At 57.8% G+C, this 15,258-nt stretch carries 11 protein-coding genes; 6 read left to right on the top strand and 5 right to left on the bottom strand.

Going from position 1 to position 15,258, the window contains the following annotated elements; genetic code table 11:
* Positions 1 to 1,136 precede the first annotated feature (1,136 nt).
* Entirely contained in the window at positions 1,137 to 2,699 is a 1,563-nt protein-coding gene (locus tag FHK95_RS04070; RefSeq protein ID WP_150303344.1) for a hypothetical protein, read from the top strand.
* A gap of 149 nt (positions 2,700 to 2,848) precedes the next feature.
* On the opposite strand, the gene FHK95_RS04065 is transcribed toward FHK95_RS04070, so the two are convergent.
* Positions 2,849 to 3,988 carry a sensor histidine kinase gene (locus FHK95_RS04065; RefSeq protein ID WP_150303343.1) on the bottom strand — a complete coding sequence of 380 codons (1,140 nt, stop codon included), beginning with the start codon at positions 3,986 to 3,988 and terminating at the stop codon, positions 2,849 to 2,851.
* Between the two features lie 304 nt (positions 3,989 to 4,292).
* On the opposite strand from FHK95_RS04065, the gene FHK95_RS04060 reads away from it, so the two are divergent.
* Positions 4,293 to 6,497, top strand: coding sequence for an OsmC domain/YcaO domain-containing protein (locus FHK95_RS04060; protein WP_150303342.1), 2,205 nt, complete (start codon positions 4,293 to 4,295; stop codon positions 6,495 to 6,497).
* Between the two features lie 110 nt (positions 6,498 to 6,607).
* Complete coding sequence (locus tag FHK95_RS04055; protein ID WP_150303341.1) at positions 6,608 to 7,051, top strand: DsrE family protein; 444 nt, start codon at positions 6,608 to 6,610, stop codon at positions 7,049 to 7,051.
* Positions 7,052 to 7,138: 87 nt separating this feature from the next.
* Here the strand turns inward: FHK95_RS04055 and FHK95_RS04050 are convergent, their stop codons facing one another.
* Positions 7,139 to 7,684: a rhodanese-like domain-containing protein gene (locus tag FHK95_RS04050; RefSeq protein ID WP_150303340.1), complete on the bottom strand. Its 546-nt coding sequence runs from the start codon at positions 7,682 to 7,684 to the stop codon at positions 7,139 to 7,141.
* Positions 7,685 to 7,723: 39 nt separating this feature from the next.
* Positions 7,724 to 8,350: a peroxiredoxin gene (locus FHK95_RS04045; RefSeq protein ID WP_150303339.1), complete on the bottom strand. Its 627-nt coding sequence runs from the start codon at positions 8,348 to 8,350 to the stop codon at positions 7,724 to 7,726.
* A gap of 172 nt (positions 8,351 to 8,522) precedes the next feature.
* Between FHK95_RS04045 and FHK95_RS04040 the strand changes: the two genes are divergently transcribed.
* The 3 genes from FHK95_RS04040 to FHK95_RS04030 all read left to right on the top strand — a co-directional run bounded on the left by FHK95_RS04040 (position 8,523) and on the right by FHK95_RS04030 (position 11,004).
* Positions 8,523 to 10,007, top strand: a complete 1,485-nt coding sequence (locus FHK95_RS04040; RefSeq protein WP_235906708.1) for a helicase HerA-like domain-containing protein — start codon at positions 8,523 to 8,525, stop codon at positions 10,005 to 10,007.
* Between the two features lie 88 nt (positions 10,008 to 10,095).
* Positions 10,096 to 10,677, top strand: coding sequence for a DJ-1/PfpI family protein (locus FHK95_RS04035; RefSeq protein WP_150303337.1), 582 nt, complete (start codon positions 10,096 to 10,098; stop codon positions 10,675 to 10,677).
* Positions 10,678 to 10,692: 15 nt separating this feature from the next.
* Positions 10,693 to 11,004, top strand: a complete 312-nt coding sequence (locus FHK95_RS04030; protein ID WP_150303336.1) for a ribbon-helix-helix domain-containing protein — start codon at positions 10,693 to 10,695, stop codon at positions 11,002 to 11,004.
* Between the two features lie 25 nt (positions 11,005 to 11,029).
* Here the strand turns inward: FHK95_RS04030 and nadE are convergent, their stop codons facing one another.
* Together nadE and FHK95_RS04020 are read right to left on the bottom strand one after the other, a co-directional pair.
* Complete coding sequence (gene nadE / locus FHK95_RS04025; protein WP_150303335.1) at positions 11,030 to 11,857, bottom strand: ammonia-dependent NAD(+) synthetase; 828 nt, start codon at positions 11,855 to 11,857, stop codon at positions 11,030 to 11,032.
* Between the two features lie 106 nt (positions 11,858 to 11,963).
* Complete coding sequence (locus FHK95_RS04020) at positions 11,964 to 15,188, bottom strand: type I restriction endonuclease subunit R (protein ID WP_150303334.1); 3,225 nt, start codon at positions 15,186 to 15,188, stop codon at positions 11,964 to 11,966.
* Positions 15,189 to 15,258 lie beyond the last annotated feature (70 nt).

Below are 15,258 nucleotides of genomic sequence, written 5' to 3'. Positions count from 1 at the left end.
AGCCAGATCGGCGTTGCCAAAACTTATCTTCAGGCCCGTTCCAAGGCGGCTTTCGGTAAAGTCCATCAGGTTATCCAGCATTTCTTTCATGCGATGCACGCTGCCAATCATCATCGCCCCTAAGGGGTTCACGATGTTCTCGGCGGTCTCCATTTTCTGCAGTTTCACCGCACCGAAACTCAGCACCTGTAACGGCGAGCGAAGATCATGGCCAAGCATGCCGATAAAAATCTTCGAGTTTTCGGTGACGGATTCGGAGTACCGGGTAACCGATTCCGCGAGTGCCTGATCGATCGCTTCGTTAAAGCGAATCACATCATTCACGTGGTCGGTGCTGTCTGGTGCGCGTGATGCTTCGCTTCTGAGCCACAGGCGCAGCACACTAGCGCGCAGTGCTCGATATTCGGCCACCAGTAGACAGATAGAAAACCCAGCGCCCAGGCGCCCGTCAGCATGGTCTTCAGCAGCGGTGGCGACACCTGTCCGGGGATTGTCGCCCTGCGACTTTGTTGTTTGCTCTGATTCGCTCTGTTCCGTGGCCATGTCTCGGACAATGACTTCGAGCATGACATGCGCGTGATCCCTGAGGTCTATGACGTCCATATCTCCGCCGGTTGGCTGGATTTTGCGGGCAAAGTCCTCCCAATCCTTGAGGATGGCTTCCATATTCGTGGAAATGAATTGGTGTAAACGCATAGCTTGGCTCTGTTCGGTGCCTGAAATTCTAAAAAGTGTCAGGCGGAAATGTGCTGGCGCGCTGTGCCGCGACAGAAATGCGGAGCGTTGCTGCTGGGATGAGAGGGACTACGGGACTATACGGAGGGGGAATGCTCAATGCCATCAGAATAGGGAGGGCCGGTTGGAGCGTTATTGGCTGGCAAGGCCCGGTAAGCCCACGGATAGCGTGCTTTCTGCGTAAACGTCCTCAAACTACGACACATCCGCTGACGATTGCGCAGGAGGATCAGGCGGTAACATCTCTCAACGGATAGCCGTCTCGCCGTGCTGACAAAAACGAGCTAACGTCACAGTTGTAAGCTGTGCATGCAGGGCCACCACTGTTGTAACGCTGTTCAGTTCCTGACCGGTTGTATGGCATGCCGGCTCCATCCCTCACTGTCTATGGGAGGCATGTCATGAACTCCTATCTACGTCTTACTGTTCTCGCCGCCTCATTGAGTCTTCCGCTTTCTGCGGGCGCCGAGGATGCCATTGGTACTGTGAATTTCCAGGCCAATTGTGCCGAGAACCTGCGTCCTGACATCGATCACGCACTGGGGATGATGCATCACATGATGTACACCCAGGCGCGGACGGAATTCAAAGCCATTACCGAAAAAGCCCCAGACTGCGCCGCAGCGCACTGGGGCGTCGCCACCTCGGTATTGCAGCCACTGTGGAGCACAACGCCGAGCGCGGCAGAGATTGCACGGGGCAGGGAGGCCATCGAGAAAGCCCGTGAAACGGTTGAAGACGAGCGCGAGAAATTGCTGATTGAAGCCACGGCGGCTTTCTTCGAACCGGACACTGATCAGGTTCGAGAGCGCCTTGCGGGCTGGATAGACGGCATGGAGAAGGCCTACCAGGCCTTTCCGGAGGACATCAACGTTGCCACGCTGTATGCGCTTTCCCGCCTGACGCTGGCCCTCTCCGCCGATAATTCGCAAGCCCTGCATGACGAGGCAGAGCAAGTGCTGCGTGCCGCCTGGAAGACTGAACCCCCGCATCCGGGTGCTGTTCATTACACCATTCATGCAACGGACGCTGATGGCCGCGGTGCGAACGCGACCGAGATTGTGGATTCCTATACGGAGATTGCCCCCGACGTACCCCATGCCCTGCATATGCCTTCCCACATTTATGTGCGACTGGGCGATTGGCCTCGGACGATTGAATGGAACCGCCGGTCGGCTGACGTGGCAGAAAGTCATAAAGAGGATGGCGCCACATCCTTTCACTACATCCACGCAGTGGACTATCTCGTCTACGGGCATCTCCAGCGCGGAGAGGACAAGGCAGCGGCGAGCGTCTGGGAAACCGCCCAGAGCAAAGGGCCTCATGAGGGTAACTTTCCAGCGGCCTATCACCTGGCGTCTATCCCGGCCCGGTTGGCTGTCGAAGCGCGTGACTGGGAGACCGCAGCGGCCATCACGCCTCGCGAACCTGATTACATCAAGTGGGATAACTTCGCCTGGCCGGACGGCCTGAGCTGGTTTGCCCGCGGTCTTGGCGCGGTACACACCGGCGATCTGGATGCCGCCCGTGAAGCTGAACAACGGATCGAAGCCCTGGCGGACAAGGCCAAGTCAGCCGCCGACGCGCGCTTTCCGGTCTATCTGGAGGTCGATCGCCGCATTCTCGCCGGATGGATCGCCCACGCTGAAGGCAACCCGGAACGGGCCATCGAATTGATGGAATCCGCCGGTGAGCTGGAAGCCACAGTAGAAAAGCATCCTGTTACCCCTGGCGCGCTACTGCCACCCTACGAGGCCCTCGGCGACTTGATGCTGTCCCTTGAGCGCCCGACCGAAGCGCTGGCCGCCTATGAACGATCGGATCAAACCTGGCCTGGCCGCTATAACACTCTACAAGGCGCCGCGCGCGCCGCCGATGGGGCGGGTAATACCGAATCTGCGTCGCAATGGCGCAATCGTCTGCGCGAAACAGCCCCCGACACCACCCGGGAGGCGAGCATCTGACCAAGGCTAACGCATGCAAACTGAGTAGGGAATTCCCAGCCCCGGCAATGCGGCAATGCGGCAATGCGGGCTGGGTGATGGCAGTGGCGGGTCGGGCTCGCAACTATTAATAGCGCCTGCCGCCACTGTGCCTTGACCCCTTCAGCGTCTTAGCGAACGAGGTCACTCGGCGCTCTGGGTAACACTACGCTGAAGATCGTTCCGGCGCTGTGGGTAGACTCGACATGGATACTGCCGTTATGGGCCGTGACCAGCTCTCTGACTATATACAGGCCGAGCCCAAGGTTCTTGTTTGGGTTGTCTTGCGCATGATGCCTGCGGTTGGAAAGCTCAAAGATCTCCTGCTGGTGTGAGACCGGTATAGGCTGGCCGTCATTTTTGACGGTGAGAATGACGTTATCTTCGCTGCCCTCACAGGCCACCACGATTTCCCCGCTCGCCACGCCATGCTGCATCGCGTTGCTGATAAGGTTCTGGCAGATCTGTGCGACGCGCAGTCGGTCCCAGGTGCCGGTGCAATCGCCCGACACAAGGTGTTGAAAACGGTGTTCGTGATGTACGGAACGAAATTCTTCGACGAGCTGGTGGGAGATGGCTGCCAGATCTGCGTTGCCTAAACTTATCTTCAGGCCTGTACCAAGGCGGCTTTCGGTAAAGTCCATCAGGTTGTCGAGCATTTCCTTCATGCGATGCACGCTGCCAATCATCATCGCCCCCAAGGGGTTTGCGATATTTTCGGCGTCTTCCATTTTCTTCAGTTTTGCCGCGCCAAAGCTCAGCACCTGTAACGGAGAGCGAAGATCGTGACCGAGCATGCCAACAAAAATACCCGAGTTTTCGGTGACGGATTCGGAGTAACGGGTAACCGATTCGGCCAGTGCCTGATCGATCGCTTCGTTAAAACGAATCATGTCATTCACGTGCTCTGTACTGTGCGCGCGTGATGCTTCGCTTTTGAGCCACAGCCGCAGCACGCTAGCGCGCAGTGCGCGGTATTCGGCGACCAGTAGACGGATAGAGAAGCCAGCACCCAGCCGCTCCTCAGCATGGTCCTCAGCCGCGGTGGCAACGCCGGATTTGGGGCAGTCGCCCTGCGACTTCGTTGTTTGCTCTGACTCGCTCTGTTCCGTGGCCATGTCGCGGACAATGACGTCCAGCATCTTATGCGCGTGATCCCTGAGATCTATGACAGCCAGATCGCCGCCAGTTGGCTGAATTTTGCGCGCAAAGTCCTCCCATTCCTTGAGGATGGTTTCCATGTTCTCAGCAATATATCGATGTAAACGCATGGCTTGGCTGCTCTGATCGGCGCCTGGATTCGCGGAGAATGTCAGACAAAACTGTGAACGCCCCAATGCCGCACAGTTGCGTTTATGTGCCTGTTGGACTGAAAAGGAGCACGCGAACTATACGGAGCGAGGACACGCAATACCAGCTGAAGTCGCAGCCCAGGGCCCCGGGCTAGCCTAGAGGGGAATTCACAGTGATCGAACGCTGTTGCGGGGCTGCAGCTGGTCACCAGCGCATGACTTCCCGCTCAAAAGCCGGATAATGGCGGCCAATTCGTCCTGCTCGTCATTCTGGTGCCCCCCTATGGAAATCAAAGTCAACTTTCTCGACAACCTTCGACTTGAAGCCAAGTTCGATGACTTCACAGTGGTGGCCGATCAACCCATCCGCTACAAGGGGGATGGTTCCGCGCCGGGGCCCTTTGATTACTTCCTGGCATCATCAGCGCTGTGTGCCGCCTACTTCGTCAAGCTGTACTGCAACACGCGCAACATTCCTACCGACAACATCCGCCTGTCGCAGAACAACATTGTTGATCCGGAAAACCGCTACAAGCACATATTCAAGATTCAGGTCGAGTTGCCGGCGGATATCTCGGCTAAGGACCGTCAGGGCATTCTGCGTTCCATCGAACGCTGCACAGTGAAAAAGGCTGTGCAAACCGGTCCTGATTTCGTGATCGAGGAAGTCGAGAATCTGGACGCCGACGCCCAGGCGTTGTTGATGCCCATGGCCGCGGAAGGCGAGGGCACGCGGGTACTCGGCAAGGATCTGCCGCTGGAGCAGACCATCGCCAACATGTCCGGCATTCTGGCCGAGCTGGGCATGAAGATCGAGATCGCCTCCTGGCGCAACATCGTCCCTAACGTCTGGTCGCTGCATATCCGCGATGCGCAGTCGCCGATGTGCTTTACCAACGGCAAGGGCGCCACCAAAGAGGCCGCACTGGCCTCGGCGCTGGGTGAGTTTATCGAGCGGCTGAACTGTAACTTCTTCTATAACGATCAGTTCTGGGGCGAAGACATCGCCAATGCGCCCTTCGTGCATTACCCGAACGAGCGCTGGTTCAAGCCCGGTCGCAAGGATGCACTGCCGGCGGAGATCCTCGATGGCTATTGCCTGGAAATCTACAACCCCGACGGCGAGCTGCGCGGCTCGCATCTGTACGATACCAACTCAGGCAACATGGAGCGCGGCATCTGCTCGCTGCCCTTTGTGCGCCAGTCAGACGGTGAGCTGGTGTATTTCCCCTCCAATCTGATCGAGAACCTGTTCCTCAGTAACGGCATGAGCGCGGGCAACACGCTGGCCGAAGCGCAGGTGCAGTGCCTGTCGGAAATCTTCGAGCGGGCGGTCAAGCGCGAGATTCTCGAAGGTGAACTCGCGCTGCCCGACGTGCCGCAGACTGTGCTGGCAAAATATCCCGGCGTTCTGGCCGGTATCCAGGCGCTGGAAGAGCAGGGCTTTCCGGTCCTGGTCAAGGATGCATCGCTGGGCGGGAAATTCCCGGTCATGTGCGTCACCCTGATGAACCCGCGCACCGGCGGCGTATTCGCCTCCTTCGGCGCGCATCCGAGTTTTGAGGTGGCGCTGGAGCGCAGCCTGACCGAATTGCTGCAAGGCCGCAGTTTCGAAGGCCTCAACGACTTGCCCGCGCCGACCTTTGAAAGCCAGGCGGTGACCGAGCCAAACAACTTTGTGGAACACTTCATCGATTCCAGCGGTGTGGTGTCCTGGCGGTTCTTCAGCGCCAGGTCGGATGTCGAATTCGTCGAGTGGGACTTTTCCGCGCAAGGCGAACACGCCAATGCTACCGAAGCCGCGACCCTGTTCGGCATCCTCGAAGAACTGGGCAAGGAAGTGTACGTCGCCGTATACGAAGACCTGGGCGCCACTGCCTGCCGTATCCTGGTGCCTGGCTATTCGGAGGTGTATCCGGTTGACGATCTGATCTGGGACAACACCAACAAGGCGCTGTTCTTTCGCGAGGACATCCTCAACCTGCACAGCCTGGACGAAGAGAGCCTGCAAGCACTGGTCGATCGCCTGGAAGAAAGCGAGCTGGATGATTACACCGACATCACCACCCTGATCGGCGTCGAGTTTGATGACAACACCGCCTGGGGCCAGCTGACCATTCTGGAACTGAAACTGCTGATTTATACCGCGCTGCAGCAATATGAAGAGGCGAAGGAACTGGTCGAAACCTTCCTGCAGTTCAACGACAACACCGTCGAGCGCGGGTTGTTCTACCAGGCCCTGAATGTGGTGCTGGAAGTTGAGCTGGACGACGAGCTGGCGCTGGAGGACTACGAGCACAACTTCCGCCGTATGTTTGGTAACGAGCGCATGGACGCGGTGATCGGATCGATGGACGGTAGCGTGCGTTTCTTTGGCTTGACGCCCACCAGCATGAAGCTGGAGGGGCTGGATAGGCATCACCGGATGATCGAGAGCCTGAAGAAGCTGCATGCGGCGCGGGGCAGGGCGGCGGGCGTGTCTGGTTGAGCGCTTAAAGGGTTGCCTCGGTGAAAGTGACTTTGTCACCGAAGGAACCCCCAGTCGCCGACTAGTATGGATGAGGTGTTACCCCATCCACTGAAAGAAGGAATTTCCCCATGATCAAATCTGTGAAAGCCATGGCTGTTGCCGCACTGGTCGCAGTTGCCCCGTTTGGCGCCCATGCCCAAAACGGCGAGGGTGCTATCGAAGAGGTTCTGGTGATCCTTTCCAGCGAGTCCCTGCAAACCCAGGGCATGGCGATGGTCCTGGCCAATACCATGGCCGAACAAGGCGCCAAGGTGAATGTGCTGCTGTGTGACAAGGCCGGTGATATGGCCCTGAAATCCTATGAAGCCTCGACGCTCAAGCCCAAAGACGTCACGCCCGGTCAAATGCTTCGCGGCTTGATCAAGCAGGGTGGTGAGGCAAAAGTCTGCGCGCTGTACCTGCCCAACAGTGACAACAGCAAGGATGATCTGATCGAAGGCGTAAGCGTTGCCACGCCGCCGGAAATGGCCGGTCAGATGCTGAACTCTGCGATGCGCACCTTCACCTTCTGAGTGGACAGGCCTGAGTGTCCGAATTGTTGTCGAACAATTCAGGCCTGATCCAGAAGCTACCGTTTCGTGCTTCGTGGGGAAGCAGTATTACGGACGGTAAATCTTTTCCGGGTTGATGCTCATCGACCAGGGCAGCCCGGCGTTCTGCCAACCATTGACGATTCTCAAGCCTTTCTTCTCGCCCTCTTTGGCGCTATCGCCCTGAAACCCATGGTCGACATATTTCACGTTGGTGAAACCCCGCTCCATCAGGTAAGCGGCACTGGGCTTTCCGCGGCCCGAGCCGGACCGGCACATGGTGATAATCAGCGCGTCTTTGTCGAGGCCTTTTTCTTCCAGAGCCTTTTCCACCTCCGCGGGGAAATCCGGATTCGTCTCCATGGCGAACCGGGCCTTGTCATCAAGGAATTCCTCGCGGTCGACCAGCATGAATGGAATGTTTGTATCGACGGTATCGGTGAAGCCGACAAACATGATTTCCACTGGATCGCGCACGTCAATAAACAGGATTTGATCACCCTGTTTCTGAACCAGGTCATAGGTTTCCTGGGGCGTCAGAGCCATCGCTTCCTCAGCCTGGACATTCATGCCGATACTGAACGTGGCAAGCAGCGCTATCAGTAACTGTTTCATTGTCGTTTCCTCGTTTTATCGCAATAGCGCGCGAACCGGTTAAAGCCTGGTAGTGCGGAGATAAGGACGGACTTCATTCCAGCCCTGCGGGAACAGGTCCTTGGCGTCTTCGTTGGAGATGGACGGCGGGATGATGACATCGTCTCCCTTGCGCCAGTCAGCCGGTAGCGCGCAACGGTTCTTGTCACCGGTCTGCAGCGCGTCGATCACACGCAGGATCTCATCAAAATTCCGGCCGACAGCCATCGGGTAGGTCAGGGTCAGGCGGATTTTCTTGTTCGGGTCGATAATGAACACGCTGCGCACGGTTGCGGTTTCGCTTTCACCCGGGTGGATCATGTCGTACAGCTCAGCCACTTGATGATTGGAGTCGGCAACGATCGGAAATTGCACGTCACAACTCTGGGTGTCGTTGATGTCCTCAATCCATTTGACGTGCTCTGCGGCGGTGTCGGTAGACAAACCCAGGGGCTTCACGTTGCGGGCTGCGAATTCCTCTGCAAGCTTGGCAGTACGGCCCATTTCGGTCGTACACACCGGTGTGAAGTCGGCCGGATGGCTGAAGAAAAATACCCAGGAATCGCCCGCCCAGTCATGAAATCTGATTTCGCCAGCGGTGCTGTCGACGGTGAAGTCCGGTGCGGTATCGCCTAGTCTTAAACTCATGGTGAATCTCCTCTCGTGTCATGTGTAGGGAGGGCAACCCTCCCGAAGGCCATTCAGGGTCATTCCTGAGTGTAGGCCACAGGCGCTGGTTGCGGTCAGCGACAGCACATTCACTTCACCTGAGCGGTTCAAGCTCGCTACACTCAGGCGATCATTCTTCCGGAGCATTGCCGTGATCGATACCAACCTGCCGCCCCTGTTGCTTGGCGCCAATAGCCAGCAGCGCGTTGCCATTGAACCACGCATGGCCAACCGTCACGGGCTGATCGCCGGGGCCACCGGCACCGGCAAGACCATTACCCTGCAGGTGTTGGCGCAGGCGTTTTCCGATATGGGCGTGCCGGTGCTGGTGCCGGACATCAAGGGTGATTTTTCCGGTATCGCCAAGCATGGCGTCATGAGCGATGGCTTGCAGAAGCGAGCCACCCGGGTTGGCCTCGATGATCTGCAAATGAGCGGCGCGCCAACCGTGTTCTGGGATGTCTACGGCGAGCACGGCCACCCGCTGCGCCTGACCATGGCCGACTTTGGTCCGATCATGCTCGCGCGTTTGCTGAACCTGAACGAGACACAGACCGGCGTGCTGCAGGTGCTGTTCAAGGTCGCGGACGAGAACGGCTGGCTGCTGCTCGATCTCAAGGACTTCCGCGCCATGCTGGCGTATATCAACGAGAACAGAAGCGAGATCGGCCCCAAATACGGCAACGTTTCACCGGCCAGTATCGGTGCCATCCAACGGGCGCTGCTCAGCCTGGATAACCTGGGTGGCGATCAACTGTTCGGCGAGCCAGCCGTCACGCTCGACGACTTCATGCAGACCGACCTGCACGGCAAAGGCGTGGTGAATATCCTGCATGCGGCGCGCCTGTACCGCGATAGCCCGATGGCCTATTCCAGCATTCTGCTCTGGTTGCTGTCCGAGCTCTTCGAGCAGCTGCCGGAGGTGGGGGACGCAGACAAACCGCGTTTTGTGCTGTTCTTTGATGAAGCCCACCTGCTGTTCAAGGACACGCCTAAAAGCCTGGTTGATCGCATCGAGCAGGTAGTACGGCTGATCCGCTCCAAGGGTGTCGGCGTGTATTTCATCACCCAGAGCCCGCTGGATGTGCCCGAGTCGATTCTCGGGCAGTTGGGTAACCGGGTGCAGCACGCGCTGCGCGCGTTCACGCCCAAGGATCAACGCGCCGTGCGCACCGCCGCGCAGACCTTTCGCAGCAATCCGGAGCTGGATACCGAGGCCGTGATTACCGAGCTGGGCGTCGGTGAAGCGCTGGTATCGGTGCTGGACGCCAAGGGCGTGCCCACACCCGTACAGCGCGTGCTGATCCGCCCGCCTGCTAGCCAGATGGGGCCGATCAGCGACCAGGAACGCAGCGTCCTGTTGCAGCGCTCCGTACTGGCCGGGGTGTTTGACAAGTTGCTTGACCGTGAATCGGCTTACGAGATTCTACAAGAGCAGGCTGAACGGGCACTGTCTGAAGAAACCGTCGTCACCCGCAGCCAGACCGAAGCCAAACAACCGCGCAAGCCTGCGGCAGAAAAATCCGTGGTGGGTGACTTCTTCAAACAGGCGGGGCGCAGCGCTATGCGCTCCATCGGTACACAACTCGGCAGACAGATCATGCGTGGGCTGCTGGGGTCGTTGAAGGGCCGCTAGTCGCTCTGTTCAATTGTAGTAGCCGCCTGTTACCCGCAGGCTGTCATATCGGCGCATGCTGGCCTCACTATTGATAGGAGGACGAAAAATGACCGCTAAGAAACTATTGTTGCTCGCCGGTGATTTCACCGAAGACTACGAAACCATGGTGCCGTTTCAGGCGCTGACCATGCTCGGTTATCAGGTAGACACGGTGTGCCCGGATAAGAAAGCAGGGGACACGGTACGGACCGCTATCCATGACTTCGAGGGTGATCAGACTTACACCGAAAAGCCGGGGCACAACTTCGCGCTGAACTACGATTTCGACAAGGTAAATGTTGAAGACTACGTCGGCCTGGTAATACCCGGTGGCAGGGCGCCAGAGTATTTGCGGCTGAATCAGCGGGTCATCGAGATTGTGCAGCAGTTCAACAAGGCCCAGAAGCCCATCGCCGCTGTATGTCATGGCGCACAGATCCTGGCTGCGGCTGAGGTGCTCGAAGGCCGTGAATGCAGCGCGTATCCCGCCTGCGGCCCGGATGTGAAACTGGCCGGCGGCATCTATATGGATATTCCGGTGGATCAGGCCCACGTCCAGGGCAACCTGGTCACAGCCCCCGCTTGGCCGTCGCATCCCGCGTGGCTGGCCGCATTCGTCAAACTGCTGGGCGCTCAGATAACTCTTTAACCAGGTGGTGGCCGTATGTGTGAGCTCTACGTCAAAGCCGATCCGATTCTGTATGAATCACGATCCCGCTCGCTGCGCATACGCGGTGTGGTCACTACGCTGCGGCTGGAGAATCAGTTCTGGCAGATACTGCAGGAAATTGCCGAGGTCGATGGCATGACCACCAACCAGCTGATTACCAAGTTGTACGAGGAGATCATGGAGCTGCGAGGCGAAGTGGTGAACTTCGCCTCGTTTCTGCGCGTTAGCTGCACGCGTTACCTGGCGCAGCGCGAGGCACGCCCGGTGCCCTTGTCGATAGTACGAAACGCGTCAGCCCAAGGCTGACGCGTCAACGGCGAGCAGCTGCGGGTCAAGGCGCCAAGGGCACCTGCCGCTTGTGCTCTGTCGCATCGTATTGTCTGATGATGATCGTCGCGGCTTCCTCATCAACGGGCTCGCCGAGCAGAAACGCATCGATCTGTTCATAGGTCACTCCGTGGGCGTCCTCATCCGGCCTGCCTGGTTCCAACTCTTCAAGATCAGCCGTGGGTATCTTGCCCACCAGGTCAGCGGGCGCACCCAGATCCGCAGCGATACGCCGCACCTGGCCTTTGACCAGCCCGGATAGCGGAGCCAGATCGCAGGCGCCGTCACCGAACTTGGTAAAAAAGCCCATCACTGCTTCAGCAGCATGATCAGTCCCGACCACCAGACCATTGACGAAGTTGGCCAGCGTATATTGAGCAATCATGCGGGCGCGGGCCTTCACGTTGCCTTTGACGAAATCACGCTTGGCCGGGTCAGCTGGCTCGTCAGCAAAGCAGACCATCATCGCATCGACCGACGCTTTGATGTCCACCGTGCGTAGCTGATCAGGCTTGATGAAATCCAGCGCTGCCTGCGCGTGGTGTTCATCCGCCTGCACGTCATAGGGCAAACGCATGGCATAAAACGTGGCCTCATAGCCATCCTGACGAAGGGATTCGACAGCCATCTGGCACAACTTGCCGCCAGTCGTCGAATCCACACCGCCACTGATCCCCAACACCAGCGCCCGCGTACCGGAGCGGCGCACAGTATCCTTGATGAAAGCGACACGACGCTCGATTTCCTGCTTCAGCTCAGCGCTTGCCGGAAGGTTAGGGTTCACTTGCAGTGCGCTGCGGATTTCAGAGCCCCGACTTGATGCAGTGTTCATGCTTGTCTCCTTGGTATTCGGTACGGAAATGCTCAACGGCTTGATAGTTCGACACGATAAACGAGGTTAGTGCCGACACCAAGACGGAGCATTAACCATGCAAGCCTTACGCCGAGGTGTACTTCTTGAAGTTTTCGGCTTGCTCGAAGATCTCCTTGTATACCTCGTCCCGATCCACTGGCGGGTAGCCGTGCTTGGCTAGAATCAGGATCAGCCCGACTTTTAGTTCAGCCTTGATGTCAGCGCGCTGACTCCAGTCGGTGTATTGCACCTTGTCGTCGACTACCGCCTTGACCGCAGCGGCGAGGGTGAGCAGTTTGTCTTCGGGGTAGGTGAAGTCGTACTTCACGGCCAGCGCCTTCAAGATGTCGTAGAAGGCTTTTTCTTCCAGATCGATACCCAGATCAGCGTAGGATTCACGTTCTTTCTTCAGCGCCTGAATCAGATCGACAATCTCGTCGGAGAAGTCCTCCAGCACATTGCTGACCAGCACGTCATCTTCGTTGCGCTCGTTGTAATGATCCACCAGCGCCTTGAATTTCTCGGCAAAGTCGACGCCCTTGGTCTTGTTTACCTTCCTGAAGTCCTCGATCGCCTTGGCCAGCAACTGTTGTAGCAACTTGATCCGGGTATTGGGCAGCTTGATCTTCTCGATCTTGGCCAGGTAGTCATCATCGAAGATGTCCATCTCGGCGGCGCCGTCTTCGCCCAGCTTGAAGATTTCCTCCACACCGTCGGCTTTCAGCGCCTCGGCGACCATCTCGCGCACCTTGGCGTTCATCTGCGCAATATCCGGTGCGTTGCCCTTGGTCAGCTTGAACACGATGGAGCGCACGGCCAGATAGAAGTGGATCTGGTCACGCTCCTGTTGGCTGACGCCCTCGGAGCCGGCGCAGATGTCGTAGGCGGCTTTCAGGCGTTTTACCAGCGCCATGAAGCGCTTCTCGATCTTGTCGGTCATCTGCGCATACTCCGCCGCCTTGTTCAGGCAGTGGAGCTGCTCCAACGGGCTACCGCTGTAATAGAGACTGGCATCAAAGCGGTGGAACAGCTTGTTGAGCAGATCCAGATGGTCCTTCACCACGATGATCGAGTGGTTGATCTCTTCGATGTTCTGCTGGTCCGCCTTGTTGTAGTGCGCCAGTGCCAGATTCATCTGCTTCTTGATGCCGATGTAATCCACCACCAGACCTTTTTCCTTGCCCTGGAACTTGCGGTTGACCCGCGAAATGGTCTGGATCAGGTTGTGGCGCTGGATCGGTTTGTCGATATACATGGTGTCGAGGAAGGGCACGTCGAAGCCGGTCAGCCACATGTCCACGACGATGGCGATCTTGAAATTGGACTTGCCGCTCTTGAACTGACGGTCCAGCTCCTTGCGATATTCGGCGGTGCCGAGCATGTCATAGAGCGCTTTTTCGTCGTCCTTGCCGCGGGTCATGATCATCTTGAGCCGCTCGATCGGCTTGATCTCCTTGCGCTCCTGATCGGTCAGCTCGACGCCTTCTTCGGCCGCTAGTACCTCATTCCACTGCGGGCGCAGCGCCACTACCTGCTGCCAGAAGGCATAGGCAATCTCGCGGCTGCTGCAGACGAACATCGCCTTGCCCTTGATGGTGGAGCCTTCCTCCAGGCGCCGTTCGTAGTGATGCACAAAGTCGATGGCCAGCGCCTGGATGCGGTCCGGATCGCCCAGAATGGCCTTCATGTTGGCGCTGGCTTTCTTACTTTCCTCGATCTGGTAGTCGCTGGTGCCTTCCTCGGCGCACTGGGCATAGTAGGCTTCGATCTCCTTGAGCCGCTCGTTGTCCAGTACCACCTTGGCCGCGCGGCCTTCATAGACGATACGCACGGTGATCTCATCCTTCACCGACTCAGTCATGGTGTAGCTGTCCACCACCTCACCAAACACATCCAGGGTCGCGTCGATCGGTGTGCCGGTGAAGCCCACATAGGTCGCATTCGGCAGGGAGTCGTGCAGGTATTTGGCAAAGCCGTAGGTGCGTTTTACGCCTTGGTCGGTTACCCGTACCTTCTGATCCAGATTCACCTGGCTGCGATGCGCTTCGTCCGATATGACGATCACATTGGTGCGCCCGGTCAGTAGCTCGGTGTCTTCGGTGAACTTGTGAATAGTGGTCAGAAACACGCCGCCGCTATTGCGGCCCTTGAGCAGCTCGCGCAGCTGGGCGCGGCTTTCCACGCTGACCACCGTCTGGTCACCGATGTAACCCTTGGCATTGGTGAACTGCCCAGCTAACTGATCGTCCAGATCCGTGCGGTCGGTGATCAATACAATGGTCGGGCTCTCGAACGCCACGCTCTTCATCAGAAGGCGGGTGAGAAACAGCATCGTGAAACTCTTGCCGCAGCCAGTAGCGCCAAAGTAGGTGCCGCCCTTGCCGTCACCCAGCGGCTTGCGATGCAGCCGGATGTTCTCGTACAGCTTGTTGGCGGCGTAGAACTGCGGGTAGCGGCAGAGGATCTTCTCTTGCTTACGCGACACATCCGGGAAGTAGATGAAGTGGCGGATGACTTCGCGCAACCGGTCCGGATGAAACAGCCCCTCGATCATGGTGTGCAGGGCATTGATGCCGTCCTGCTCGATGCTCTCGCTGCCGGTCACCTTGCGCCAGGTGTAGTAGAACTCGTAGGGCGCAAACAGCGAGCCCATGCGTGAATTCACCCCATCGCTGATCACGCACAGGGCGTTGTATTTCATCAACTCCGGAATATCGCGCACATAACGGGTCGTGAGCTGCACCCAGGCATCGTGGATGGTGGCGTTCTCGCGCACTGCGCTCTTGAACTCAAACACCACCAGCGGCAGACCATTGACGTACAGGATCGCATCCGGAATGCGCTTCTCGGTGCCTTCGATGGTGAGCTGGTTGACCAGTCGATAGATATTGCCGGTGTGGTAGCCCGCGGGCGCGTTAGCGACTAGCGTTTCCACTTCACCTTCCACAGGCACGCGCTGCTCGGGCAGGCCGCTGTAGTCGATCAGCTGAATATAGAGGTCTTTCTGGCTGTACTGCGAGTGCTCGCGTTTGAGCAGAAAACCATCGGCCACACGCTTGTGAATGGTTTTGTTGGAGTCATATAGATCCAGCGCCGACAGGCTTTCCAGCTGCTGGATCACCGATTCAATCTCGGCCGCGGTGATGTTGTCGCCAGCATACTGCGCAGCCAGAAACTGGCGCAGGTCACCCTTGATGAGTACTTCGCTGTTGCTGGTGCGCTGAATGCTGTCGCCAGTGAAATGCGGGTAACCCTGCTGGGCCAGCAATTCAATTATTGCCTGCTCCAGCTTGGCTTCGTTGAAACTCATCGGGTACTCCCTTCCTCAATGACTACAGTTTCTGCGGAGCAGAAAGCACTATCTAAAACGTGCGTATTTG

The sequence above is a fragment of the Pseudomonas saliphila genome (assembly GCF_008638345.1).
GTDB classification, from domain to species: Bacteria; Pseudomonadota; Gammaproteobacteria; order Pseudomonadales; family Pseudomonadaceae; genus Halopseudomonas; species Halopseudomonas saliphila.
This window is presented reverse-complemented; position numbering and strand designations above follow the sequence as displayed.